At 62.5% G+C, this 25,624-nt stretch carries 22 protein-coding genes and 1 tRNA gene; 1 reads left to right on the top strand and 22 read right to left on the bottom strand.

Annotation, left to right across the window (positions count from 1 at the left end):
- Positions 1 to 124: 124 nt before the first annotated feature.
- Together ACMDCR_RS16580 and ilvD are read right to left on the bottom strand one after the other, a co-directional pair.
- Complete coding sequence (locus tag ACMDCR_RS16580; RefSeq protein ID WP_413987663.1) at positions 125 to 1,069, bottom strand: ABC transporter substrate-binding protein; 945 nt, start codon at positions 1,067 to 1,069, stop codon at positions 125 to 127.
- Positions 1,070 to 1,331: 262 nt separating this feature from the next.
- Complete coding sequence (gene ilvD / locus ACMDCR_RS16575; protein ID WP_413987662.1) at positions 1,332 to 3,173, bottom strand: dihydroxy-acid dehydratase; 1,842 nt, start codon at positions 3,171 to 3,173, stop codon at positions 1,332 to 1,334.
- A gap of 546 nt (positions 3,174 to 3,719) precedes the next feature.
- On the opposite strand from ilvD, the gene ACMDCR_RS16570 reads away from it, so the two are divergent.
- The gene (locus tag ACMDCR_RS16570) at positions 3,720 to 4,667 is read left to right on the top strand and encodes an IS110 family transposase (protein ID WP_413987661.1); all 948 of its coding nucleotides are present in this window, start codon (positions 3,720 to 3,722) and stop codon (positions 4,665 to 4,667) included.
- Between the two features lie 39 nt (positions 4,668 to 4,706).
- On the opposite strand, the gene ACMDCR_RS16565 is transcribed toward ACMDCR_RS16570, so the two are convergent.
- The 20 genes from ACMDCR_RS16565 to ACMDCR_RS16470 all read right to left on the bottom strand — a co-directional run bounded on the left by ACMDCR_RS16565 (position 4,707) and on the right by ACMDCR_RS16470 (position 25,552).
- Complete coding sequence (locus ACMDCR_RS16565; protein ID WP_413993646.1) at positions 4,707 to 5,906, bottom strand: patatin-like phospholipase family protein; 1,200 nt, start codon at positions 5,904 to 5,906, stop codon at positions 4,707 to 4,709.
- Between the two features lie 105 nt (positions 5,907 to 6,011).
- Positions 6,012 to 7,682: a ribonuclease J gene (locus ACMDCR_RS16560; RefSeq protein WP_413987660.1), complete on the bottom strand. Its 1,671-nt coding sequence runs from the start codon at positions 7,680 to 7,682 to the stop codon at positions 6,012 to 6,014.
- Between the two features lie 62 nt (positions 7,683 to 7,744).
- Positions 7,745 to 8,518 carry a biotin--[acetyl-CoA-carboxylase] ligase gene (locus ACMDCR_RS16555; RefSeq protein ID WP_413987659.1) on the bottom strand — a complete coding sequence of 258 codons (774 nt, stop codon included), beginning with the start codon at positions 8,516 to 8,518 and terminating at the stop codon, positions 7,745 to 7,747.
- Between the two features lie 13 nt (positions 8,519 to 8,531).
- On the bottom strand, positions 8,532 to 9,959 hold the full coding sequence (gene nuoN, locus ACMDCR_RS16550) for an NADH-quinone oxidoreductase subunit NuoN (RefSeq protein WP_413987658.1): 1,428 nt from the start codon (positions 9,957 to 9,959) through the stop codon (positions 8,532 to 8,534).
- Positions 9,960 to 9,973: 14 nt separating this feature from the next.
- Positions 9,974 to 11,485 carry an NADH-quinone oxidoreductase subunit M gene (locus ACMDCR_RS16545; RefSeq protein ID WP_413987657.1) on the bottom strand — a complete coding sequence of 504 codons (1,512 nt, stop codon included), beginning with the start codon at positions 11,483 to 11,485 and terminating at the stop codon, positions 9,974 to 9,976.
- On the bottom strand, positions 11,485 to 13,611 hold the full coding sequence (gene nuoL / locus ACMDCR_RS16540) for an NADH-quinone oxidoreductase subunit L (protein WP_413987656.1): 2,127 nt from the start codon (positions 13,609 to 13,611) through the stop codon (positions 11,485 to 11,487). Before nuoL ends, ACMDCR_RS16545 begins: the two co-directional genes overlap by 1 nt.
- Before the next feature lie 4 nt (positions 13,612 to 13,615).
- Complete coding sequence (nuoK, locus tag ACMDCR_RS16535; protein ID WP_284311687.1) at positions 13,616 to 13,924, bottom strand: NADH-quinone oxidoreductase subunit NuoK; 309 nt, start codon at positions 13,922 to 13,924, stop codon at positions 13,616 to 13,618.
- 2 nt (positions 13,925 to 13,926) lie between these two features.
- Positions 13,927 to 14,535: an NADH-quinone oxidoreductase subunit J gene (locus ACMDCR_RS16530; RefSeq protein WP_413987655.1), complete on the bottom strand. Its 609-nt coding sequence runs from the start codon at positions 14,533 to 14,535 to the stop codon at positions 13,927 to 13,929.
- A 106-nt stretch (positions 14,536 to 14,641) separates the two neighbouring features.
- Positions 14,642 to 15,169: an NADH-quinone oxidoreductase subunit NuoI gene (nuoI, locus tag ACMDCR_RS16525; RefSeq protein ID WP_413987654.1), complete on the bottom strand. Its 528-nt coding sequence runs from the start codon at positions 15,167 to 15,169 to the stop codon at positions 14,642 to 14,644.
- On the bottom strand, positions 15,166 to 16,212 hold the full coding sequence (gene nuoH, locus ACMDCR_RS16520; RefSeq protein ID WP_413987653.1) for an NADH-quinone oxidoreductase subunit NuoH: 1,047 nt from the start codon (positions 16,210 to 16,212) through the stop codon (positions 15,166 to 15,168). The genes nuoI and nuoH overlap by 4 nt, the downstream gene beginning before the upstream one ends.
- 13 nt (positions 16,213 to 16,225) lie before the next feature.
- On the bottom strand, positions 16,226 to 18,304 hold the full coding sequence (gene nuoG / locus ACMDCR_RS16515) for an NADH-quinone oxidoreductase subunit NuoG (protein ID WP_413987652.1): 2,079 nt from the start codon (positions 18,302 to 18,304) through the stop codon (positions 16,226 to 16,228).
- A 154-nt stretch (positions 18,305 to 18,458) separates the two neighbouring features.
- Positions 18,459 to 18,926, bottom strand: coding sequence for a DUF3291 domain-containing protein (locus ACMDCR_RS16510; protein ID WP_413987651.1), 468 nt, complete (start codon positions 18,924 to 18,926; stop codon positions 18,459 to 18,461).
- Position 18,927: 1 nt separating this feature from the next.
- A complete protein-coding gene (gene nuoF, locus ACMDCR_RS16505; protein WP_413987650.1) occupies positions 18,928 to 20,229 on the bottom strand; it encodes an NADH-quinone oxidoreductase subunit NuoF in 1,302 nt (433 codons plus the stop codon).
- Between the two features lie 78 nt (positions 20,230 to 20,307).
- Positions 20,308 to 21,423, bottom strand: coding sequence for an NADH-quinone oxidoreductase subunit NuoE (gene nuoE, locus ACMDCR_RS16500; RefSeq protein WP_413987649.1), 1,116 nt, complete (start codon positions 21,421 to 21,423; stop codon positions 20,308 to 20,310).
- A 60-nt stretch (positions 21,424 to 21,483) separates the two neighbouring features.
- Positions 21,484 to 22,671, bottom strand: a complete 1,188-nt coding sequence (locus ACMDCR_RS16495; RefSeq protein WP_413987648.1) for an NADH-quinone oxidoreductase subunit D — start codon at positions 22,669 to 22,671, stop codon at positions 21,484 to 21,486.
- 68 nt (positions 22,672 to 22,739) lie between these two features.
- On the bottom strand, positions 22,740 to 23,351 hold the full coding sequence (locus ACMDCR_RS16490) for an NADH-quinone oxidoreductase subunit C (protein WP_413987647.1): 612 nt from the start codon (positions 23,349 to 23,351) through the stop codon (positions 22,740 to 22,742).
- 27 nt (positions 23,352 to 23,378) lie between these two features.
- Positions 23,379 to 23,987 carry a NuoB/complex I 20 kDa subunit family protein gene (locus ACMDCR_RS16485; protein WP_413987646.1) on the bottom strand — a complete coding sequence of 203 codons (609 nt, stop codon included), beginning with the start codon at positions 23,985 to 23,987 and terminating at the stop codon, positions 23,379 to 23,381.
- Positions 23,957 to 24,322, bottom strand: a complete 366-nt coding sequence (locus ACMDCR_RS16480) for an NADH-quinone oxidoreductase subunit A (RefSeq protein WP_413987645.1) — start codon at positions 24,320 to 24,322, stop codon at positions 23,957 to 23,959. The genes ACMDCR_RS16485 and ACMDCR_RS16480 overlap by 31 nt, the downstream gene beginning before the upstream one ends.
- A 385-nt stretch (positions 24,323 to 24,707) precedes the next feature.
- Positions 24,708 to 24,784, bottom strand: a tRNA-Asp gene (locus tag ACMDCR_RS16475).
- A gap of 93 nt (positions 24,785 to 24,877) precedes the next feature.
- Positions 24,878 to 25,552, bottom strand: coding sequence for a hypothetical protein (locus ACMDCR_RS16470; protein ID WP_413987644.1), 675 nt, complete (start codon positions 25,550 to 25,552; stop codon positions 24,878 to 24,880).
- Between the last annotated feature and the right edge of the window lie 72 nt (positions 25,553 to 25,624).

Genomic DNA, 25,624 nt, shown 5'->3' with positions numbered 1-25,624 from the left:
AGGATTCATCCAGGCTGAAAGAGGCGCGGATGACCTTTCCTTTAGTTGCGGAGAAGGATGACCCGCGCTGCTCGCCGGGATGTGCGCAAATGATAGCCGCGTATGCGGATAGGTTCCTGTACTCTCAATTCACGAAGCGCGGATCGGCGAGCGTCGAGACATCGGGCGCCGAGCTGATCAGGCCCATCTGGATCAGCAGATCGGCGGCCGTCTTGGAGAAGGTTGGGAATTCGTCGTTGAAGAACTTCTTGTTGTCATCCCGGTTGGCCCAGCGCAGATATTTGGCCGAATCCGCGAATTCCGCCGCCGACTGCTTCACATCGGCGCCCATGATCTCGTTCGACTTGTCGGGACTGGCCTTGATCATGTCGAGCGCCTCGAAATAGCTGTCCGCCAGCGCCTTGGCGGCGTCGGGGTGCGCGTCGAGAAAAGCGGGCGTGCAGCCGAGCGTGTCCATCACCATGGGATAGTCGAGCGTCGTCGCCAGGATGTGGCCCTGGTCAGGCTTGTCGCGCACGGCGGAGAGATAGGGTTCATAGCTCACAGCTGCATCGTTCTGCCCGGCCAGGAAAGCCTGAGCCGCAGCATCCGGCTCGAGATTGACCACCGTGACATCCTTGGTGCTCATGCCGTTCTTGTTGAGCACCCAGGCAAGCAGGAAATAGGGCGAGGTACCGGGGGCCGAACTCGCCACCTGCTTGCCCTTGAGGTCGGCCACCGTCTTGATGGCCCCCCGCGCGACGATGCCATCGGCGCCATAGGATTCATCGAGCTGAAATATCTGCTTGGTGGTGACGCCGCTGGCGTTCCAGACTATCCATGTCTCCACAGTGGTTGCAGCGCATTGCAGATCACCCGAGGCGATAGCCAACGGGCGGGAGGCCTGCGGTATTTTCTTGATGGTGACATCGAGCCCGTGCTTCTCGAAGATGCCGGCGACCTTGGCCAAGGTCAGCGGGGCAAAGCCGGTCCAGCCGCTGATGCCGATGGCGACCGAGGTCGCGGCCATGGCGGGCGCCGCCAAGCCGAGGGAAAGGGCCAGGGACAAGCCGAACAGGGTCTTCTTCACGGGAATACGCTCCTATGGCGAGGCGGTGAATACGGGAAAATGAAAGCGATGCGGCCGGAAAACATTACCGGCATTTCATGTTTCTCGCATGCTTTCAAAAGCGCTGTCAAAGGCGCCGGGAGCGCTTCCTGGGAGCGCGGACGTCCTCGTCCGCTCTTGGAAACAGTGCGCGTGAAAGAAAGGGCGCAAACCTCGCGGTCGCACCCTTTTCTCACAACATTATCGTTTCAAGAGCGGACAGGATGTCCGCGCTCCCACCGGGTCAGTCGAAATCCGCCACCTGGCGCACCGCGCCCTTGGCGGCACTGGTCGCCATCGAGGCATAAGCGCGCAGGGCGGCTGTGACTCTGCGCTTGCGTGGCGCAGCCGGACGCCAGGGGCCATTGCCCTTGGCCTGGCGACGGCGCACGATCTCCTCTTCCGGCACCGCAAGCACGATCGTGCGGTTGGGGATGTCGATCTCGATCATATCCCCAGGCTCGACCAGGCCGATGGTGCCGCCCTCTTCCGCTTCCGGAGAGACATGGCCGATGGAAAGGCCGGATGTGCCGCCCGAAAAGCGGCCGTCGGTGATGAGCGCACAGGCCTTGCCCAGGCCCTTCGACTTCAGATAGCTGGTCGGGTAGAGCATTTCCTGCATGCCCGGCCCGCCACGCGGTCCCTCATAGCGGATGACGACGACGTCGCCCGCGTTCACCTTGTTGTTGAGAATGCCGTCCACAGCCGCGTCCTGGCTCTCGAACACCACGGCGGGGCCGGAGAACTTCAGGATCGACTCATCCACGCCCGCCGTCTTCACGATGCAGCCGTCCAGCGCCAGATTGCCCTTCAGCACGGCGAGGCCGCCATCCTTGGAATAGGCATGCTCGGCCGAGCGGATGACGCCCTTCTCACGATCGAGATCGACGTCGTCCCAACGGCGGTCCTGGCTGAAGGCGGTCTGCGTCGGCACGCCGCCCGGCGCTGCCATGAAGAAGTGGCGCACGCTCTCGCTCTTGGTGCGGGCGATGTCCCAGCGCTCCAGCGCGTCCGCCATGCTCGAGGAGTGCACCGTCGGCAGGTCGCGGTTGATCAGGCCGGCCCGATCGAGCTCGCCCAGGATGCCCATGATACCGCCGGCGCGGTGCACGTCTTCCATGTGAACATGGGACACGGCCGGCGCGACCTTGCAGAGCACCGGCACGCGGCGCGAAAGGCGGTCGATGTCGTCCATGGTGAAGTCGATCTCGCCCTCATGGGCGGCTGCCAGGATGTGCAGCACCGTGTTGGTGGAGCCGCCCATGGCGATATCAAGCGTCATTGCGTTTTCGAAGGCACCGAAACTCGCAACCTTGCGCGGCAGCACGCTCTCATCCTCCTGCTCGTAATAGCGGCGAGCGAGATCGACGATAAGATGGCCCGCCTCGACGAACAGGCGCTTGCGGTCGGCATGGGTCGCCAGCGTCGAACCATTGCCGGGCAGCGACAGGCCGAGCGCCTCGGTGAGGCAGTTCATCGAATTGGCGGTGAACATGCCAGAGCACGAGCCGCAGGTCGGGCAGGCCGAACGCTCGATTACTTTCACGTCCTCGTCCGAGACCTTGTCGTCGGCGGCCGCCACCATGGCATCGACAAGGTCGAGCGCCTTCTGCTTGCCGCCCAGGATGACCTTGCCGGCCTCCATCGGGCCGCCCGAGACGAACACCGAGGGGATGTTGAGCCGCAGCGAGGCCATCAGCATGCCGGGGGTGATCTTGTCGCAATTGGAGATGCACACCATCGCGTCGGCGCAATGGGCGTTGACCATGTATTCGACGCTGTCGGCTATGAGCTCGCGCGAGGGCAGCGAATAAAGCATGCCGTCATGGCCCATCGCGATGCCATCGTCGACCGCGATGGTGTTGAACTCCTTGGCGACGCCACCCGCCTTCTCGATCTCGCGCGCCACCAGCTGGCCGAGATCCTTGAGGTGGACGTGCCCGGGCACGAATTGAGTGAAGGAGTTTACGACCGCGATAATCGGCTTGCCAAAGTCCCCGTCCTTCATACCAGTCGCGCGCCAGAGGCCGCGAGCACCGGCCATGTTACGGCCGTGGGTGGTTGTGCGGGAACGATAGGCAGGCATGGGTCTTCTCTATGGCTTTTTCAGAAAAAGGTTGAGCAAGGGACCGTATATGGGCCTGTGACGGGCAGAAGGCAAGCAGGAAGCCGGGAGCGCGGAGGCCCTGGGATCGCAGACATCCTTGCCTATGGGTGCCAACTTTGGGTGGGAGGGCACTGGCTTGGAGCGGCGATCTCCGATCGCCAATCTTGGAAACGATGTGCTTGCCGGTGAAGAAGATGGCGATCGGAGATCGCCACTCCGCGTTCCCTGCGCCTTTTCCACAAAGTTAGCGCCTATGGGCATCCTTGCCTGCATCTTTGCTTCCGGCGAGCGCTACGTTTCCAAGAGCAGGCAAGGATGCCTGCGATTGTCTATTTCAATCCCATCGTGCAAGCCTAGCTTTTGGATGCCTCCAGCTCGGTGGCCGCCGAGCTGGAGGCGGGAGGGGACGGGTCGTGCCTGCGATAATCGAAGGACTGACTTAGGAGTCTGACCACCCCTCTCTTTTCCATGAGGCCTGAACGGATACCGGCATTGCTCCGGAGACAAGCAGAGGACTTGGAAAAGATGACGAGCAGCCTAGCACACAATGTCGGCACCGACATCGGCAAGGATCATTTGGATGTGGCTGTCCACCCGGCAGGCCTCATCAAGCGCTTTGCCAACACCCAGGCGGGCCATCGCGCCCTGCTTGCCTGGCTTTCTTCCTGGACTGTCGAGCGTGTGGTGTTCGAAGCAACGGGGGCCTATCATCGCGCCTTCGAACGCGCGCTCAACCAGGCCGGCCTGCCGGCCGTCAAGCTCAACCCGCGCCAGGCCCGACGCTTTGCCGAAGGTATTGGCAGGCTGGCCAAGACCGATCGCATCGATGCCATGACCCTGGCCCGCTATGGCCAGGCCGTCCAGCCCGAGCCGACCCTCATCGTCAGCCAGGCCCTTGAGGAGATGAAGCAATTGGCCGCGGCGCGGGACGCCCTGATGAAGATCAAAGTGGCAACCCAGACCCGCCAGCAAACCGCCGAACTCCCCCTGATCAAGCGCCAACTCGCCAAGACACTGGCTCTGACCCAAGCGCAGATAAACGCCATCGACGAGGAGATCGCCAGGCGGGCCGACAAGGATCCCGCCTTCAAGCGCAGAGCCGAAATCCTCGATTCCATCCCCGCCGTGGCACCCATCACAGCTCACGCCATGCTCATCCACATGCCTGAACTGGGCACCCTGTCTCCCCCTCAAGCCGCAAGCCTGGCCGGCCTCGCCCCTGTCCCACGCGACAGCGGCAGCAAAAATGGCAAGCGCTTCATTCGCGGGGGAAGAGCCCTTCTGCGACGAGCCCTCTATATGCCCATGGTCGCCGCTATCCGATGGAACCCCGACCTCGCCGCTAAATACCAGGCCATGGTCGCCGCCGGAAAACCCAAAAAAATCGCCATCGTCGCCATCATGCGCAAGCTCATCATCCTCGCTAACGCCCTCTTGCGAGATAATCGGATTTGGACGCCTAAAGCTGCTTGACCGAATACGGATACTCCCAGGAAGCAGCGCTCCCGGCGGCTACTCCACCCCGAAATCATAGCTCACGAAGCCCTCGGCATTGCGGGGCTTGCGGAAAATCTCGGGATGTTCGAGCGAATGCCAGGCGTCGCGATAGCCCGCCGCCCAATGTTCCTCCATCATCAGCCGCGAGAACTCGTAGTCCTTGCTCGCTCCCTCATATTTCTGCGCGCGGTAGATCAACTGCACGACATTGCAGGTCTTGCGGTTGAGAGCGCGGGTCAGGAGATCGACATCCTCCTCCGAGCCGAAATCCTCCGGCAGCCTTGCCAGGATGCGCTTCAGGGCACCGCGCAGACGCTGGAAGTCGCGGGCGCGGTTGGTCGCCGCACGCGTGCGGCTGGAATACTGGATCTCCTTCTGACGCACTTCGACCTCGGCGAGATCCTTGGGGATATCGCCGCGGGCGTTCCACAGGTCGATCTGGAAGGCGAGCGTATCGAGGTCCCTGTCGTGCAGGATCCATTCGAGCGGCGTATTCGAGACGAGACCGCCATCCCAATAGAACTGGCCGTCGATTTCGATGGGCGGGAAGCCCGGCGGCAGCGCCCCGCTCGCCATTATGTGTTCGGGCGTGATACGCGGCGTCCCCTGGCCATTATCGAAATAGGCAAAATTGCCGGTGGCGATGTTAACGGCACCGACGGCGAACCGCGTCTCGCACGTGTTCAACAGGTCGAAATCGACGAGTTCCAGCAGGGTCTGCTTCAGGGGCGCGGTGTCGTAGAAGCTGGTGGCGCCGAGCACCCCGGGTGGCATGAGATAGGGCGGCGGAAAGCGCGGCTCGAAGAATTTCGGCGCCCCCTTCAGCAGCACCTGCCCGGCCTGAAGCTGGTTGACGAATCGATGCTGACGATCGCCTTCGCGCGCGAAAAGCTTGACCCATTCGAACGCCGGTTCGAAAGGCGGATCGGTGATCATCTCCCAGAAGCGGCGCAGCTGCGCCACGCGCTCCCCCGGCCCGTTGCCGGCGATGATGGATGCGTTGATGGCGCCGATGGAGATGCCGGCGATCCAGTTGGGTTGGATGCCGTTTTCCTCCAGCGCCTGATAGGCGCCGGCTTGATAGGCGCCAAGCGCGCCGCCGCCCTGGAGGAGGAGCGCGACGCGTTCGAAATCGGCATGCTTGTCGTGAAGTTCCGGCGTCTCGGGCTTCGTGGCAACATTGGTTTGAGAGGCGGCAGCTCGCGCGGTCTTCACAGGCAAGGTTCACCCTTTCGGTCGGTTCATGCGCCCCAGAACAGCGGCCTTACCAAACGACCAAGACAGACAGATGGCATACCAAGCGCTGCGGCGTTGCTGACCTCAAACCACCAGCACAATCACATGACAGACCGGTTTCTTGCCCCAGACGGCGTTGACGGCCGAGCGGACTGCACGCTCAACCGCAAGCTCCACCGCGTCGGGATCGCGGCGTTTGGGCTTGGGCAGGCCCTCCAGCACCAGCAGGGCGGCATCGGCGATGACGTCGTCCATGGCCCGGCCGTCACCGATCTTCTGGGGCAGGCCGGAGAACTTCACATCCGGCTCGCTGATGATATCGCCCCTGTCAGAGAGGGCCAGCGCGACCGTGACCGCGCCGGACCAGGACAGCCGCCGGCGCTGGGGAATGGTTTCCTCGGCGACGTTGACCAGGATATCGCCGTCGAGGCAGACGCGGCCGGTAGGGGCTTCGTCGATCACCTTCGTATCCCCGGCCCGCAGCGCGATAATCTGGCCATCGCCGGCCGCGATCACCTCCGGCACGCCGAGCGAGCGCGCCAGTTCGGCATGTTCGGACAGGTGCCAGGCTTCGCCATGCACGGGGATAGCGATCTTGGGCCGGGTCCAGTGATACATATCCGTGAGCTCGCCCCGGCGCGGATGGCCGGAGACGTGCACGAGCTGGTTGCGGTCCGTGACAATGTCGGCGCCCTGCTTGACGAGGCCGTTGATGATATTGCCGACCGCCTTCTCGTTGCCCGGGATGGTGCGGGAGGAAAAGATCACCGTATCGCCCTTGGCCAGGGTCACCTCGGGATGCTCGCCGCGGGCGATGCGGGCGAGCGCCGCACGTGGCTCGCCCTGGCTCCCGGTGAGCACGGCCACGACCTTGTCGCGCGGCAGAAAGCCATAGTTCTCCGGGCTGAGGAAATCAGGAATGCCATCGAGCAAGCCGCATTCGCGCGCCACCTGGCAAACGCGCTCCATGGCGCGGCCGACGATGACGACGCTGCGACCGTTCTCCACGGCCGCCTCCGCAATGGAGCGGATGCGCCCGACATTGGAGGCGAAAGTGGTGATCGCCACCCTGCCCTTCTTTGCGGCGATGATCTCGGCGAGGCTCTTGGCGACATCGCGTTCGGAGGGCGAGCGCCCTTCTCGGATGGCATTGGTGGAATCGCAGACGAGGGCCAGCACGCCCTCGTCGCCCAGCGCCTTGAGCTTGGCCGCATCGGTCAACGGCGGGATGACGGGCGTCTCATCGATCTTCCAGTCGCCGGTGTGAACGACCATGCCGGCGGGTGTGCGGATGGCGAGCGCGTTCGATTCGGGAATGGAGTGCGCAACATTGACCAGCTCGATATCGAACGGGCCGAGGGTGAAGCGGGCCTGCGAAGGGATGACGCGGATGTCGATCTGGGGCGCGTCCGGCTCATGCAGGCGCTTGGCCTCCAGCAGGGCTGCGGTGAATTTGGTCGCGTAAACGGGCACCTGCAGCTTCGGCCATAAATGCACCAGCGCGCCGAAATGATCCTCATGCGCGTGGGTGAGCACGATGCCTGTCAGGTTCTTGCGCTGAGCCTCGATGAAGCGGGTATCGGGCATCACAAGATCAACACCCGGCAGGGCCTCGTCGGCAAAGGAAACCCCGCAATCGACCATAAGCCATTGGCGCTTGTTCGCCGGGCCATAGCCATAGACGGCCATGTTCATGCCGATCTCGCCGATGCCGCCCAGGGCACAGAAGACGAGGTCGGCCGTATCGCGTGCCATAACAGGCTCCTAACAGGCGCGAAGCGCCATTATTCCTGCTGCAGGATCTGCAGCCAGGACATTCATGGATCGATGGAACTTGGAACAAGCCCCGGAAAGAAGATCTCGCCGGCGGAAACCGGGCGACGCTGGCCGGCGTCGTCGAGCAGGATCAGGGCGCCCTCGCTGTCGAGGGCCTCGAAGACGCCCTCGAGATCCCCGGAGGGCAGGCGCACCACGATGCGGCGCCCGAGCCCGGCGGCTCGGCGCAGCCAGGCGTTGCGGATCTCGGCGAACCCCGCCCCGCGTTGCCACAATTCCAGGCGCTTGGCAAAGGCATCCGACAAGGCGGCGAAGTAAATGTCCACATTCAGCGCCGTATCGGTCGCGGCGAGATGCGTGGCCGGATAGGGCGTATGGTCGGGGTGGCTGACGATGTTGACGCCCCAGCCAATCACGGCGGAGAAACCATCGCCCGCATGAGCGCCCTCGACCAGGATGCCGACGACCTTGGCGCCATTGATGAGAATGTCGTTGGGCCATTTCAGCGTCATGGCCGTGGCGGCTCGCGGCGCCGTGGCTATGATGGCATCACTGGCTGCGAGTGCGGCAACGAAACACAGGTCCGCCGCCCGCCTTGGCTCGGCCGGATCGGCCAGAACGACCGAGGCATAGAGATTGCCGGCTGGAGAGGACCAGGCCCGACCACGGCGTCCCCTGCCCGCCGATTGCTCGCGGGCGGTGACCCAGAGCCGGTCCTCCTGCCCGCGTGCCAAAGCCTCGACATTGGTTGAACCCGTGATGTCGAGATGCAGGTGACGGAAGCCTGCCGTCTGTGCCCCTGTGCCGAGTTTCATTGCCTCGACGAAATCAACCCGCAGGCCATAGCGACGCCGCCGCAGAAGCGGCGGGGCCGTTGATCAGCGCCGGATAGAGAATGTAGGCGAGCGTCACCGCCGAGACGAACAGCACCGCCCTCATGGCGCCGGACATCGGTTCGAGGCTCTGTGAGGGCGCATCGAAGAACATGAGCTTGACGATACGCAGGTAGTAGAAGGCACCCACCACGCTCGTGAGCACGCCCAGCACGGCCAGCCAGTAGAGATTGGCGTGCACGGCGGCGACGAAGACATACCATTTGCCCCAGAAGCCTGACAAAGGCGGAATACCGGCCAGCGAGAACATCAGCGCGGCCAGCACATAGGCCCGCACGGGATGCGTGCTGGATAGGCCAGAGAGGTCGGTGATACTCTCGACATACGTGCCGTCTCGCCTCATCGAGAGGATGCAGGCAAAGCTGCCCATGACCGTTCCCAAATAGAGCGCGAGGTAGATGAGCACGCCTTGCACACCTTCCACCGTTCCGGCGGCGAGGCCAACCAAAGCGAAGCCCATGTGCCCGATCGAGGAATAGGCCATCAGGCGCTTGATGTTGTTCTGCCCAATGGCGGCGAAGGAACCGAGCGCCATGGAGGCGATGGCGAGGAACACCACGATTTGCTGCCACTGCGCCAAGGCGGAGGGAAATGAGGTGATAATCACCCGCACCAGGAGGCCCATCGCGGCGATTTTGGGAGCACCGGCGAATAGAGTCGTCACCGGCGTCGGAGCGCCCTCATAGACGTCAGGTGTCCACATGTGGAAAGGCACCGCCGAGATCTTGAAGGCCAGGCCGGCGAGCAGGAAGACAATGCCGAAGATCAGGCCGAGACCGACGTGATCCTTCACCGCTGCGGCGATGCCCGTGAACGAGATCGTGCCGGAGAAGCCATAGATCAGCGAGGCGCCGTAGAGCAGCATGCCCGAGGACAGCGCGCCGAGGATGAAATATTTGAGGCCCGCTTCCGTCGACTTCAAGTCGTCGCGATGGATAGCGGCCACAACATAGAGCGCCAGCGACTGCAGTTCGAGCCCGATATAGAGCGCGATGAGGTCGTTGGCCGACAGCATCATCATCATGCCGGTGACGGCCAGCAAGATCATCACCGGATACTCGAACTTCTCGATGCCCTTGGCCTTGAGATAGTCGTTCGACATCAGGATCGCGGCACCGGCGCCAATCAGCACCATGATCTTGGTGAAGCGCGAGAAGGCATCCACCGTGAAGGAGCCGCTGAAGGCCTTTGCGTCGGGGCTCATCGCCACCAGCACAATGACCACTGCCAGCAGGGCCACTGAGAGGGAAGTCACGAGGCCATAGGCGCGCGGCGCCGAGAACACCCCGATCAGCAGGAGCGCAATGGCACCGAGCACCAGAACGATCTCTGGAAGGGCCGTTGCGATTTGAGAAGCATACATGGCGGACCTTCAGATCAGTTGAGCGCTACGATGGCAGCCTTGGCTGCCTGGACGAGATTGGTGACCGCCGCTTCGCTCATGGTCAGGACCGGCTTGGGATAGACGCCGAAATAGACGGTGAGGAGCACAAGGGGGGTAAGGATGACAAACTCCCGCCAGGTCAGGTCGGCGACACCGGCAAGGCTCGGCTTCTCCAGCGCGCCGAAGACGACGCGGCGATAGAGCCAGAGCGCATAGGCGGCCGACAGGATCACGCCGAAAGTGGCGAAGAAAGCCACCCAGCTATTGACCGAGAAGGCAGCGATCAAGGTGAGAAACTCGCCGATGAAACCCGAGGTGCCGGGCAGGCCGATATTGGCCATGGTGAATACCATCAGCGCCAGCGCATACCATGGCATGCGATTGACGATGCCACCATAGGCCGCAATCTCGCGGGTATGCATGCGGTCATAGACCACGCCGACGCTGAGGAAGAGTGCGCTGGAGACGATGCCGTGCGAGATCATCTGGAACATCGCGCCCTGCACGCCCTGCTCGTTCATCGAGAACAGGCCCATGGTCACGAAACCCATATGGGCGACCGAGGAATAGGCGATCAGCTTCTTGATGTCCTCCTGCATCAGCGCCACCAGCGAGGTGTAGACGATGGCGACGACCGAGAGCGTGAACACCAGCGGCGCGAAAGATTCGGAAGCCACCGGGAACATCGGCAGGGAGAAGCGGATGAAGCCGTAACCGCCCATCTTCAGGAGGACGCCCGCCAGGATGACCGAACCCGCGGTGGGCGCTTCGACATGGGCGTCAGGCAGCCAGGTATGCACAGGCCACATCGGCATCTTCACGGCGAAGGAGGCGAAGAAGGCGAGCCAGAGATAGGTCTGCATGTGAGCCGGGAACTGGTGCTTCAGCAGCACGGCGATATCGGACGAGCCGGCGTTCCAGTACATCGCCATGATGGCGACGAGCATGAGCAGCGAGCCAAGCAGCGTGTAGAGGAAGAACTTGAAGCTGGCATAGATGCGGCGCTGTCCACCCCAGATGCCGATGATCAGGAACATCGGGATCAGTTGGCCTTCGAAGAACAGGTAGAACAGCACGATGTCCTGTGCGCAGAACACGCCGATTATCAGCGTTTCCAGCACGAGGAATGCGATCATGTATTCACGCACGCGGTTCTGGATCGAGCGCCAGGAGGCGAGGATGCAGAAGGGCATGAGGAAGGTGGTGAGGATGACGAAGGGCAGCGAGATGCCGTCGACACCCATGCGGTAGCTGATCGCGCCACCAACGGTGCCGCCGAGCCAGTTCGCGGTCTCCACGAACTGGAAGTTCGTGTTGGAGGGATCGAAGGCAAAGAGCGGGAACAGCGAGACAATGAAGGTCGCCGCGGTGGTCCACAGTGCGATGATACGGGAGTTGCGCTTGATGCCTTCGGGATCGCCCCGAAGGATCAGCATGAGCACGACACCGACCATCGGCAGGAACGTCGTAACCGAGAGAACCGGCCAGGAGAAAGTGGACGACATCAGTGCGTGCCTCCGAGCATGGACCAGGTGAACAAGGCCGCAATGCCGATCAGCATGGCGAAGGCATAATGATAGAGATAGCCCGACTGTAGCTTGACCACCCCGCGGGTGACGTCGACCACGCGGGCCGAGACGCCATCGGGGCCGAGGCCGTCGATGGTGGCGCCGTCGCCCTTCTTCCACAGGAAGCGGCCGAGCCACTTGGCCGGGCGGGTGAAGGCCCAGTCATAGATCTCGTCGAAGTACCACTTGTTGAGCAGGAACTGGTAGAGTACTGGATTGCGCTCGGCGAGGCTGACCGGCACCGACGGGTTGACGCGATACATGTACCAGGCCGTGACCCAGCCGATCGCCATCATCGTGAACGGCGCCAGATGCACGAACCACGGCACATGTTCCATGCCCTCGATGACCTTGGTGCCATCGCCCAGCGAGAGAGCCTCGCGCCAGAAGCCTTCCAGGCCTTCGGTTGTCGCGAAGGAGTAGTGGAAGATCATGCCGGCGAAGGTCGCGCCGAAGGCCAGTACCGCCAATGGGATCATCATCGGCATCGGCGATTCATGGGCGTGATCATAGACATGATGATCCGCGCGGGTATCGCCGTGGAAGGTCATGTAGATCAGGCGCCAGGAATAGAAGGAAGTCATCAGCGCGGCGATCACCGTCATGCAGAAGGCATAGAGCGGCACCAGGCCACCGCTCTCCGCATAGGCGGAATAGGCGGATTCGATGATGGCGTCCTTGGAGTTGAACCCGGCGAAGCCGATCTGCGTGAAAGGAATGCCGACGCCCGTGAGGGCCAGCGTGCCGATGATCATCGCCCAATAGGTGAGCGGGATCTTGGCCTTCAGGCCGCCCATCTTCCGCATGTCCTGCTCATGGTGCATGGCGGTGATGACCGAGCCAGCACCGAGGAACAGCAGAGCCTTGAAGAAGGCGTGCGTGAAGAGGTGGAAGACACCGACATTGTAGGCGCCGACGCCAAGCGCGACGAACATGTAGCCGAGCTGCGAGCAGGTCGAGTAGGCGACGACACGCTTGATGTCGTTCTGGACGAGGCCGACCGTGGCGGCGAAGAAGGCCGTGGTGGCACCGATGAAGGTAACGAAGGTCAGAGCTTCCGGCGCATGCTGGAACAGCGGCGACAGGCGGGCGACCATCACGATGCCGGCGGTGACCATGGTGGCCGCATGGATGAGGGCGGAGACTGGAGTCGGCCCTTCCATGGCATCCGGCAGCCAGGTGTGCAGCAGGAACTGCGCCGACTTGCCCATCGCGCCCATGAAGAGCAGGAAGCAGGCGACTTCCAGCGCCGGCCAGTCATGGCCCAGGAAGTGGATGTTGGTCGAGGCCTTGGCGGCGGCATCGTGGAAGATGCCTTCGAAACCGACCTGACCGAAGATCGCGAACACCGCGAAAATGCCGAGCGAGAAGCCAAAATCACCGACGCGGTTGACCACGAACGCCTTGATGGCGGCGGCGTTGGCGGAGGGCTTCTTGAACCAGAAGCCGATCAGCAGATAAGACGCCAGGCCCACGCCCTCCCAGCCGAAGAACATCTGCACCAGATTGTCGGCGGTCACCAGCATGAGCATGGCGAAGGTGAACAGCGACAAATAAGCGAAGAAGCGCGGCCGATAGGGATCATCTGCCATATAGGAGACGGAGTAGAGGTGGACGAGTGAAGACACAGTCGTCACCACCACCAGCATCACCGCCGTCAGCGTATCGATGCGCAGGGCCCAGTCGACCTGCAGCTTGCCGACATGGATCCAGTCGAGCACGGGCACGAGAGTGGTATTGCCGGCGAAGCCGACGCTGAAGAAGGCAATCCAGGAGAGCAGGCAGCAGACGAAGAGCAGGCCCGTGGTCAGATATTCGGCGAAGCGGATCTTGCCGTCCGAATGGGGAGAGGCCTCGACGGCATGATCGTCATAGCCATGGCTATCGTCGCCATGGGCCTCGGCCATGTGTGTATCGGCCGAGTGGGCATCATGACCGTGATCATCGTGACCATGGGCGGAGGTCTCGGCAGCATCCGGCGGCGACATCCGCCAGGTCAGCATGTTGGCAATGCCGGCGATCAGGAAGCCGAGGAGCGGCAGGAAGACAATTGCGTTATACACGCCCTCAGCCCTTCATCACGTTGATATCTTCGACGGCGATCGAGCCGCGGTTGCGGTAGAACGCCACGAGAATAGCCAGACCGATCGCAGCCTCCGCGGCCGCCACAGTGAGGATCAGCAGGGTGAACACCTGACCCGTAATGTCATGCAGCGCGGCGGAGAAGGCGACCATATTGATATTGACCGACAGGAGAATGAGCTCCACCGACATCAGGATGACGATGACATTCTTGCGGTTGATGAAAATGCCCAGCACGCCGATGGTGAAGAGGACGGCGGCGACGGCAAGAAAATTGGAAAGATCGACGGCCATTGTCAGATCCCCTGCCCTGGCTGAACCTTGATGACCTCAACCGACTGCGCCTTCGTACGCGCCGATTGCAGAGCCGGATTTTGGCGTTTGATGCCTTCCTTGTGGCGCAGGGTCAGCACGATGGCGCCAATCATGGCGACCAGCAGGACCAGGCCCGCGCCTTCGAAGAAGTAGGCGTACTGCGTATAGAGAACGTGGCCGAGCGCCTCGGTGTTGGTGACGGAGGTATCGATCTGCGTGTTTGGATTGGGCACGACGCCGGGCGAGATCACCCAGCCGATCACCACCATCAGGAGCTCGATCAACACGATCAGGCCGACGAGGAAGCCGATCGGCAGATATTGCAGGAAGCCCTGGCGCAGCTCAGTGAAGTCGACGTCGAGCATCATCACGACGAAGAGGAAGAGCACGGCCACCGCGCCGACATAGACGACGATCAGCATCAGCGCCAGGAACTCCGCCCCGGCCAGCATGAACAGGCCAGCCGCGTTGACAAAGGCCAGGATCAGATAGAGCACCGAATGCACAGGGTTGCGGGCCAGGATGACCATCAAGGCCGATGCCACGCAAACAAAGGCGAACAGGTAAAAGAAGGCTGTCGCCACATTCATGTTCAAACCCCTCTCCGGCTCGTTTCCGCGCCGTCTACATCGTACTGCGCTCCAGGCGGTGCCGGAGCCTTGTTATTCTCGGCCCCTTAGGGGCAGGCAGAAGTCCCTAACGGTAAGGCGCGTCCTTGGCGATGTTCTTGGCGATTTCCCGCTCCCAGCGGTCGCCATTCGAAAGCAGCCGGTCCTTGTCGTAGAAGAGCTCCTCGCGTGTCTCCACCGCGAACTCGAAATTCGGGCCTTCCACGATGGCATCCACCGGGCAGGCCTCCTGGCAGAAGCCGCAATAGATGCACTTCACCATGTCGATGTCGTAGCGCGTGGTGCGGCGGGTGCCGTCATTTCCGCGCGGACCGGCTTCGATGGTGATGGCCTGGGCGGGGCAGATGGCTTCGCACAGCTTGCAGGCGATGCAGCGCTCTTCGCCATTGGGATAGCGTCGCAGCGCATGCTCGCCACGGAAGCGCGGCGACAACCGGCCCTTTTCAAAGGGATAGTTGAGCGTCGCCTTCGGCTTGAAGAAATAGCGCATCGACAGGAAGAAGGCCGAGACGAATTCCTTGAGGAACAGCGACTTCGCCGCCTGGTCGAGACCAACCTTGGGGCGTGGTGCGCCGGAGAGATCAGTTGAACTCATGGTGCCCACCCTGTGAATTGCAGGACGCCAGCGACGATCACCACCATGGCGATCGACAGCGGCAAGAAGATCTTCCAGCCAAGACGCATCAGCTGGTCATAGCGGTAGCGCGGCACGAAGGCCTTCACCATCGCGAACATGAAGAAGACGAAGCTCACCTTCAGGAGGAACCAGATGACGCCGAAAATGCCCCAGGACGGCAGGAAGGAAAGCGGCGCCGACCAGCCACCCATGAACAGGATGGTGGTCAGGGCGCACATGGTCATGATCGCCACATATTCGCCGAGCATGAACAAGAGGTACGGCGTCGAGGCATATTCGACCATGAAGCCGGCAACGAGTTCGGATTCAGCTTCGGCCAGGTCGAAGGGCGGCCTGTTCGTCTCGGCGAGCGCAGAGATGAAGAAGATGATGAACATCGGGAAAAGCGGCAGCCAGTACCAGTTCAGGAATGTCAGCCAGGGCAGGCCGATCAGGCTGGCGAGGCCGCGCGTCTGCTGGGCATCGACGATGGCGGTGAGGTTCAGCGATCCCGCGCAGAGCAGCACCGTGATGATGACGAAGCCGATCGAGACTTCATAGGACACCATCTGGGCCGCGGCGCGCAGGGCCGAGAGGAAGGGATATTTCGAGTTCGACGCCCAGCCGGCCATAATGGTGCCGTAGACACCGAGCGAGGAGATCGCAAACACGTAGAGGATGCCGACATTGATGTCGGCAATCATAACGCCTGAGGTGATCGGCAGCACCGCCCACGCCGACAGAGCGAGCACGCAGGTGACGAAGGGCGCCAGGAGGAAGACGCCCTTGTTGGCCCCCGCCGGGATCACCGGCTCCTTCAGCACGAATTTCAGAAGGTCGGCGAAGGATTGCAAAAGGCCGAAGGGGCCGACCACATTGGGTCCGCGGCGAAGCTGCACCGCCGCCCAGATCTTGCGATCCGCCAGAAGGTAATAGGCGATAAAGATCAGGAGACAGACCAGCAGCACCACGCTGTAGATCAGCGGCAGGATGACAGTGACGAGGAAGCTGTAAAAGGTCATCTTTCGCCCGCCCTTATTCCGCAGCCAGTGGCAGCGCACCCGAGGCGAGCTGCGAACACTGCGCCATCACCGCCGATGCGCGTGCAATGGGATTGGTCAGATAGAAGTCGCCGATGGAAGCCGCGAAGGCAGCCTTGTCCGGCGTGCCACCCAGATCGGCCAGCCTGGCGACTGCAGCTGGATCGCCGGCCACGACATGGTCGACCGAGCCGAACTGCGGGAAAGCCGCTGTGAGCGTCTTGCGCAGCGCAGCCAGCGAGTCGTAGCCGAGCCTGGCGCCGAGCGCCTCGGAGAGCGCCCGCAGGATGGCCCAATCCTCGCGCGCTTCGCCGGGCGGGAAAGCTGCGCGGTTGGCGAGCTGCACACGGCCCTCGGTGTTGACATAGAGGCCGGAACGCTCCGGATAGGCTGCGGCCGGCAGAATGACGTCGGCGCGATGGGCGCCGCGGTCGCCATGGCTGCCCTGGTAGACCACGAAGGCGCCCGGCTCGACGGGGATCTCGTCGGCGCCCAGCAGGAAGAGCACGTCGAGCGCGCCGGCCTTGGCCATGCCGGCGGCATCGAGACCACCTTCGCCAGGCACGAAGCCGATGTCGAGAGCGCCGACTCGTGAGGCAGCATTGTGCAGCACGCCGAAGCCGTTCCAGCCATCCTTGACCACGCCGAGTGCACCGGCGGCCTTGGCGGCCAGGGACAGCAGCGCCGCGCCATCGGCCCGGGCATAAGCCCCGGCGCCGACGATGATGATCGGCTTGGCGGCACCCTTCAGGATTTCGGCGAAGGGACCGTTGCCGGCCGCTAGATCAGCCAAGGTGTCCGCACCGGCTCCGAGATAGTCGTAGGTGTAGGTCAGATCCGCCTGTTCGCCGATCATCGCGACCTTGGCGCCACGCAGCCAGCGCTTGCGGATGCGGGCGTTGAGCACGGCCGCTTCTCGGCGCGGATTGGTGCCGACCAGCAGAATGGCATCCGCCTCATCGATCCCAGCGATGGTGGGGTTGAAGATATAGCTGGCCCGGCCAAGCGAAGGATCGATCTTGGCGCCGTCCTGGCGCGCGTCGAGATTCTTCGAGCCAAGCTTGGTGACCAGGTCCTTGAGAGCATAGAGCTCTTCCACCGCGGCAAGGTCGCCGGCGATGGCGCCGATGCGCTCGGGCCTGGCGGCCTTCACCTTGGCGGCGATGGCGCCGAACGCTTCCTGCCAGGTCACGGCCTTGAGGCGACCATCCACGCGAAGATAGGGCTTGTCGAGGCGCTGAGTGCGCAGGCCATCCCAGATGAAGCGAGCCTTGTCGGAGATCCACTCCTCGTTCACCAGCTCATTGGTGCGCGGCATGATGCGCATCACCTCGCGGCCACGGGCGTCGATGCGGATAGCCGAGCCAACCGCGTCCATCACGTCGACGGACTCGGTTTTCGACAATTCCCAGGGGCGAGCATGGAACTCATAGGGCTTGGAGGTCAGCGCGCCGACCGGGCAAAGGTCGAGCACGTTACCCTGCAGCTCGGAGGTCATCGCCTTTTCGAGATAGGTGGTGATCTCCATGTCCTCGCCGCGACCGATGGCGCCCAGCTCGGAAACGCCGGCCACCTCGGTGGTGAAACGGACGCAGCGTGTACAATGGATGCAACGGTTCATCACCGTCTTGACCAGCGGGCCGATATATTTGTCCTCGACGGCCCGCTTGTTCTCGGCATAGCGATTCTTGTCGACCCCGTAGGCCATGGCCTGGTCCTGCAGGTCGCATTCGCCACCTTGGTCGCAGATCGGGCAATCCAGTGGGTGATTGATGAGCAGGAATTCCATCACCCCTTCGCGGGCCTTCTTGACCATCGGGCTCTTGGTGAGCACCACCGGCGGCTCGCCATTGGGACCGGGACGCAGGTCACGCACGGCCATCGCGCAGGAGGCCGTGGGCTTGGGCGGGCCGCCCTTCACCTCGACCAGGCACATGCGGCAGTTGCCGGCAATAGACAGGCGCTCGTGGAAGCAGAAACGCGGGATTTCAGCCCCCGCAACCTCGCAAGCCTGGAGGAGCGTATACTCCGCCGGGACCTCGATTTCCTGTCCGTCGACGATCAACTTGGCCATGGATAACCTTGACGATCAGGCCCGGACTGCAGGACGCAGTCCAGACTCTTTCCAAACTCGACTTCGCAAAATTCCGCGCCGCGATCAACTGCTGCGATGCGAAAAAGACGCGCTGTGAACGGCCGGGGGCAACAGGTCGTCCCCGGCGAAATTGTCAGGCGCAACGGGCCTCCCGCCACAGCTGTGCGGCGGGGACCTGTGCCCAATCGAAGGCGAAATCACTGGGCCCATGCTCGACGAGATGGGCCAGCCGCTCCGCCGCTTCCTTCAGATCCGGCCGATGTCCCTCCTCCACCCACCACATCACGAAATGCGGGGCGGCAGGCTTCTCGAACCAGGCTTCGCGCTTGCGATAGAAGCCGGTATGGACGGTCTGAAAGACGAATTTTTCCAGCGACTCCACATTCTCCCACACGGAGAGATTGCTGATCACCATGGGATCGTCATTGATCCGGAACGAGGTGGCATTGTCGCTCCCCTCATCCTTGAGGCGCCAGACAAAGCCAGACATGCGCTCGGCCAGGCCATTCACACGCGCCAAATTCTCGAAGAACTCGGCCGCGCGGAGATCGCCCTCGGTGAAACGCAACTTGGCTATGTTCAGCTCCGCCAGATGCATCATCTCACTCCGCGGCCTGCAGGACCGGGTCCGAATGCGGGTTGGCGGCATACTGGTCGATCTTGGCTTCGATCTCATGACGGAAATGCGTGATGAGGCCCTGGATCGGCCAGGCTGCGGCATCGCCCAGGGCGCAGATGGTATGGCCCTCAACCTGCTTGGTGACGTCGAGCAGCATGTCGATCTCGCGCTTTTGGGCACGACCTTCTGCCATGCGGGTGAGCACGCGCCACATCCAGCCGGTGCCTTCGCGGCAGGGCGTGCACTGGCCGCAGCTCTCATGCTTGTAGAAATAGGCCAGGCGGGCAATCGTGGCGACCACGTCCGTCGACTTGTCCATCACGATGACGGCCGCGGTGCCGAGACCCGAGCGCAGCTTGGAGAGCGAGTCGAAGTCGAGCGGCGTGTCGATGATCTGCTCGGCCGGCACCATGCGCACCGAAGATCCGCCGGGAATGACAGCCTTCAGATTGTCCCAGCCGCCACGGATGCCGCCACAATGGCGGTCGATCAGTTCGCGAAAGGTGATTCCCATCGCCTCTTCGACGTTGCAGGGCTTATTCACATGGCCCGAGATGCAGAAGAGCTTGGTGCCGACGTTGTTCGGATTGCCGATACCGGCGAACCAGCCCGCGCCACGACGAAGGATGGTGGGAGCCACGGCGATCGACTCGACATTGTTGACCGTGGTGGGGCAGCCGTAGAGGCCCATATTCGCCGGGAAGGGCGGCTTCATGCGCGGCATGCCCTTCTTGCCCTCGAGGCTTTCGAGCAGGGCCGTCTCTTCGCCACAGATATAGGCGCCGGCGCCGTGATGCACGTAGAGATCGAAATCCCAGCCATGCTTGTTGTTCTTGCCGATCAGGCCGGCCGCATAGGCCTCGTCGACGGCGCGCTGCAGGGCCTCCCGCTCGCGAATATATTCGCCGCGGATATAGATGTAGCAGGCATGGGCGTTCATGGCGAAGGAGGCAATCAGGCAGCCCTCGACCAGGGTGTGCGGATCATGCCGCATGATCTCGCGGTCCTTGCAGGTGCCCGGCTCGGACTCGTCGGCGTTGACGACGAGATAGCTCGGCCGCCCGTCCGACTTCTTTGGCATGAAGGACCATTTCAGGCCCGTCGGGAAACCCGCACCCCCGCGCCCGCGCAGTCCGGACGCCTTCATCTCGTTGATGATCCAGTCCTGGCCCATCTCCATGATCAGCTTGGTGCCATCCCACGAGCCACGCTTGTAGGCGGCCTCGAGCCCGGGCGACTGGAGCCCGTAGAGATTGGTGAAGATGCGGTCGCGATCAGCAAGCATGGCGAACCTGTCAGTAAGGAAACTTTGTAACGCTATCGGGATGGGATGATGGCTTCAGGCCGCCCTCCCCGCCCATTCTCAGTCCGGCTTGTCGCCGGCCGAGCGTTCGGGACGCCAGCCGGTTGCAAGTTTCTTGGCCTGTTCCACCCATCCGTCCCGGACGGCCCTTCCCTTGAAGGCACCGAGATTCTGGTCGACCCAGGCGAGATTGTCAGAATTCCAGACGGCGATCTGGTCGAAATGGTAGACGCCCATGTTGTGCAGGACTTCCTCCAGCTTCGGGCCGACGCCGTAGATCAGCTTGAGATCGTCGGGGCCACCTTCGCGGGCCGCCGTCAGGAAGACCGGCTTGTACTCGTCGGATACCGGCGCGGAGGCGACAGGCGCCGGAGCCGGTGCAAGCGGCGCGGGAGCAGCAGGAGCGGCTGCTGCTGGAGCGGCAGGTGCAGGCGTTGCGGCCGGCGCCGGAGCAGCAGGCGCGGGCGCGGGATTGGCGGCCGCGGCGGCCTTCGCCGCGTCGGCAGCTTCCTTCTTGGCCTTTTCTTCCTCGAAGCGCTTCTTCCAGGAACCGATGACCGAGCCGTCATACAGCGAGGGATCGGTCAGCGTCTGGGCGCCGCCTTCAGGCTCGGATGAGAAGCGACCATTCTGCGGGCCGGGCTTGACTTCCTTGCCGGCGGCAAGGTCGTCCATGATCTTGTTGAGGATCTCGGGGGTGAGGTCTTCGTAGAAATCGGCGTTGATCTGCACCATCGGCGCGTTGCAGCAGGCGCCCAGGCACTCGACCTCGAGCCAGGAGAAATTGCCGTCCTCGGTGACGTGGTGCTGTGGACCAATGCGCTTACGCATCACATCCTTGAGGCCCTCGGCGCCGCATAGCTGACAGGGCGTGGTACCGCAGAGCTGGATGAAGAATTTGCCGACCGGCTCGAGCGCAAACATCGTGTAGAAGGTCGCGATCTCGAGCACTCGGATCTTTGCCATGCCGAGACGGGCTGCGATCACCTCGATCGCCGCCTGCGAGACCCAGCCGCCAGCCTGCTCCTGCGCCTTCCACAACAACGGGATCACGGCCGAAGCCTGGCGCCCGGGCGGATATTTGGCGATCTGCTGGTCGATCCAGGCCTCGTTTTCGGCCGTGAAGGCGAAGCTTGCCGGCTGGAGTTCCTGGGGCGCGAGCCTGCGAACGGACATGCGCTCAATCCTCTTTCCTGTCCTGCGACCGAGAGCCTCGGCCGCGACATACACATCAAATCAACGATCGACTTCGCCGAACACGATATCGAGCGAACCGAGAATGGCCGAAACGTCCGCCAGCATGTAACCGCGGCAGAGCCAGTCCATCGACTGGAGATGGGCGAAGCCCGGCGCACGGATCTTGCAACGATAGGGCTTGTTGCCGCCATCGGAGACGAGATAGACGCCGAATTCGCCCTTCGGTGCCTCGACTGCCGCATAAACCTCGCCCTCGGGCACGTGATAGCCTTCGGTGTAAAGCTTAAAGTGATGGATGAGCGCTTCCATCGAACGCTTCATCTCGCCACGCTTGGGCGCCACGACCTTGTTGTCCGGGGTCGAGACCAGCCCCGAGGCCGCCCGCAGCAGGGCGCAGCACTGCTTCATGATGCGCGCCGACTGGCGCATCTCTTCCATGCGGATGTTGTAGCGGTCGAAATTGTCGCCGTTCTTGCCGATCGGAATGTCGAAATCGAGCTCGGCATAGCATTCATAAGGCTGCGACTTGCGCAGGTCCCAGGCGGCGCCCGAACCGCGGACCATCACGCCCGAATACCCCCAGGCCCAGGCATCCTCGAGCGAGACGGTGCCGATATCGACATTGCGCTGCTTGAAGATGCGGTTGTCGGTGAGGAGGCCCTCGAGGTCGTCGCAGACCTTCAGGAAGGGATCGCAGAAGGCCTCGATGTCGTCGATCAGTTCGGGCGGCAGGTCCTGGTGGACGCCGCCGGTGCGGAAAAAGGCGGCATGCATGCGGCTGCCGGAGGCACGCTCATAGAAGATCATGAGCTTTTCGCGCTCCTCGAAGCCCCAGAGCGGCGGCGTCAGGGCGCCGCAATCCATGGCTTGCGTGGTCACGTTGAGGAGATGGGAAAGGATGCGGCCGATTTCCGAGTAGAGCACCCGAATGAGCTGGCCACGCCTGGGAACTTCCATGCCCAGGAGGCGCTCGATCGCCAGGCAATAGGCATGCTCCTGGTTCATCGGCGCGACGTAGTCGAGCCGATCGAAATAAGGAATCGCCTGCATGTAGGTCTTGGCTTCGATCAGCTTCTCGGTGCCTCGGTGCAGCAGGCCGATATGCGGATCGACGCGCTCGACGATTTCGCCGTCCAGCTCCATGACAAGGCGCAACACACCGTGGGCGGCCGGATGCTGGGGCCCGAAATTGATCGCGAAATTACGCAGGTGTGGTTGATCGTTCATCTCGTTCCCAAACTTTCCGATCTGGCCAATCTTCTCGGTGGCAAGTCGCGCAATCGATGTCCTTGCAATCAGCCGGCTTTCGCCTTCTCGTCACCGGGCAGCACGTAGTCCGTGCCCTCCCAGGGGGAGAGGAAGTCGAAGTTGCGGAATTCCTGGTTGAGGCGCACCGGCTCGTAGACGACGCGCTTGGCCTCGTCGTCCCAGCGCACCTCGACGAAGCCGGTCATCGGGAAGTCCTTGCGCAGCGGGTGTCCGTCGAAACCGTAGTCGGTCAGCAGGCGGCGCAGGTCCGGATGGCCGGTGAAGAGAATGCCGTACAGATCATAGGCCTCGCGCTCGAACCACAGCACGCCGGGGAAGATATCCACGGCAGAGGGAACGGGCGTCGCCTCGTCCGTCTCGACCTTGACGCGAATGCGAACGTTCTTCGTCGGCGACAGCAGGTGGTAGACGACATCGAAACGCTTCTCGCGGGCCGGATAGTCGGCGCCGCAGACATCAATGATCGACACGAAACGCGAACCGGCATCGTCGCGAAGATGCTTGAGCACAGCGAGGATGTTCTCAGGGTCGGTGCTGACGGTCAGTTCGCCATAGGCATGGACCACCCCGATGACGGCCTGAGGAAAAGCCGTCTGGAGTGCTTCGCCGATCGATTGCAGAACTTCGGTATTTGCCATTTGAAACTTACCCCGGTTCAGCCCTGCTCAACGCTCGATAGTGCCGGTGCGGCGGATCTTCTTCTGCAGCAGCAACACGCCGTACAGCAGAGCCTCGGCCGTCGGCGGGCAGCCGGGAACGTAGATGTCGACAGGCACGATGCGATCACAGCCACGCACCACGGCGTAGGAATAGTGGTAATAGCCGCCGCCATTGGCGCAGGAACCCATGGAAATGACGTAACGGGGCTCTGGCATCTGGTCGTAGACCTTACGCAGGGCCGGCGCCATCTTGTTGGTCAGCGTGCCAGCGACGATCATCACGTCCGACTGGCGCGGCGAGGCACGCGGGGCGAAGCCGAAGCGCTCCACGTCATAGCGCGGCATCGAGACCTGCATCATCTCGACGGCGCAGCAGGCGAGACCGAATGTCATCCACATCAGCGAGCCGGTACGGGCCCAGTTGATGAGGTTGTCCGCCGTGGTCACGAGGAAGCCGCGGTCGGCCAGCTCGGCATTGATGTCAACGAAGAAGGGATCGGTGGAACCGACCGGCTTGCCGGTGTTCGGATCGATGATCCCCTTGGGCGCCGGCGCAACCAGCGTGCCGCCGGCAGAATCGAGGTTCAATCCCATTCGAGTGCGCCCTTCTTCCATACATAGACATAGCCGAGCACCAGTTCGGCCAGGAAAACCATCATCGAGATGAAGCCAACCGCCCCAAGATGCTTGAACGTGATTGCCCAGGGAAACAGGAAGGCCACTTCCAGGTCGAAGACGACGAACAGGATCGACAGCAGGTAGAAGCGCACGTCGAACTTCATACGGGCGTCGTCGAAGGCATTGAAGCCGCACTCATAGGCCGAGAGTTTTTCCGGGTCCGGGCGCTGGAACGCCACGATGAAGGGCGCCACCAGAAGCGCCAGACCGATCACGGCCGAGACCCCGATAAAGATGATGAGCGGCAGATAGCCGGCGAGAAGATTGTCCATCAGCACGAACCCTGGCTGTGGCTGGCCGAAAGCGCCTGAAACGCTGGCCGCCACGGTTTGGACGATACGGGCATGAGGTCGCTTTGGTAGCGGCGTTCACGCCAGCCATCCTGCCATAGCGCTTTGGAAATATTCCCTCGCGCCGAACCAAGGACGGCCTGCAGCGAGCCTTAAACCACGGCTATGGGAGGCGCAAGCTTGGAAGCGTTCCAGCCAGGAGATTCCTACCGCAATGCGGCAAACAAAATGGCAATTCTGTCATGAGGATGACGCATACCCACTTTTGCGTGAAAAGCCTGGATGCATGCACCGTATTGTACTCTCCTGGCACCCGGCGATCCAGAAAAGCAAAAGCCAGCCCGAAGGCTGGCTTTTTGGTCACTAATGGCGAGAGAGACGGGACTTGAACCCGCGACCTTCGGCGTGACAGGCCGACGCTCTAACCAACTGAGCTACTCCCCCGTCCCGTCAGCGGCGGCGAACCGCGCTGGCGTGGCGCGGTGTTTATGTGCCGGCTTGCATAGTGTCAAGCCGAATTCGCCCCTCACCCCAAATTCATTTTGCGATTGTTGCGAGACGAAAACGCGTGATGTCCTGCGGTGTCAGGATCCGGATGCCACCGCCGCCATATTGCTCGGCAAGATCGATCAGAGCCGGGCTCACTCCCATGCGCTGGGAATAGGCGCGGAGCAATTGCGTGACCTGTGGAAAGCGCTGCGTACTGCGCAACACGGAGAGCGGATCGCTACCCGTGCTGTTGGGCAGGAACTCGCGGTGGACCCCGACGTGCGAGTCCGCCGTTACGAAGCGCTTGCTGCCGCCCATCAGCGTGTAGACGCAGGCCGACATGCAGGAGCCGTTCACCGCGATGCTCTGCCCATTCAACGAGACCACGCGGCCAACGAAGACGCTGGTTCTCAGCTTGCGCAGCACGAGGCCCAGTTTCAGGCTCTCGATGAGATGCCCGCCAGGCGAATCGATGATGAGCACGTTGCTGGCGCGCTGGCCCGCCGCCTGCTGCACGAAAGCGATGAGGCGTTGGGTGGTTCCAGACGTGATCTCGCCGGTGGCAACCATCACGCTTGGACAGCGGCCCTTGCACTTGCCCAGCGCCAGGTCGGCGGTGCGGAAATCCATGGCCGAAGCGGGCTTGGCGAGAAACGAAAAGCCGCACAGCAAACCCACGGCAAGCGCAATCAGGCCGGTTGCGCGCAAAGCAGAAGACAGCATGATTTTCCTTGAAACATTTTCCAGAAGCCTGGGCGCTTTCAGCCAAATAATGCGTTGAAACAGGAGGCGGAG

Source organism: Labrys okinawensis (assembly GCF_047345005.1).
In the GTDB taxonomy this organism is placed as follows: Bacteria; Pseudomonadota; Alphaproteobacteria; order Rhizobiales; family Labraceae; genus Labrys; species Labrys okinawensis.
Note: the sequence above shows the minus strand (reverse complement) of the source record. Positions and strands in the feature narration are given on the sequence as shown.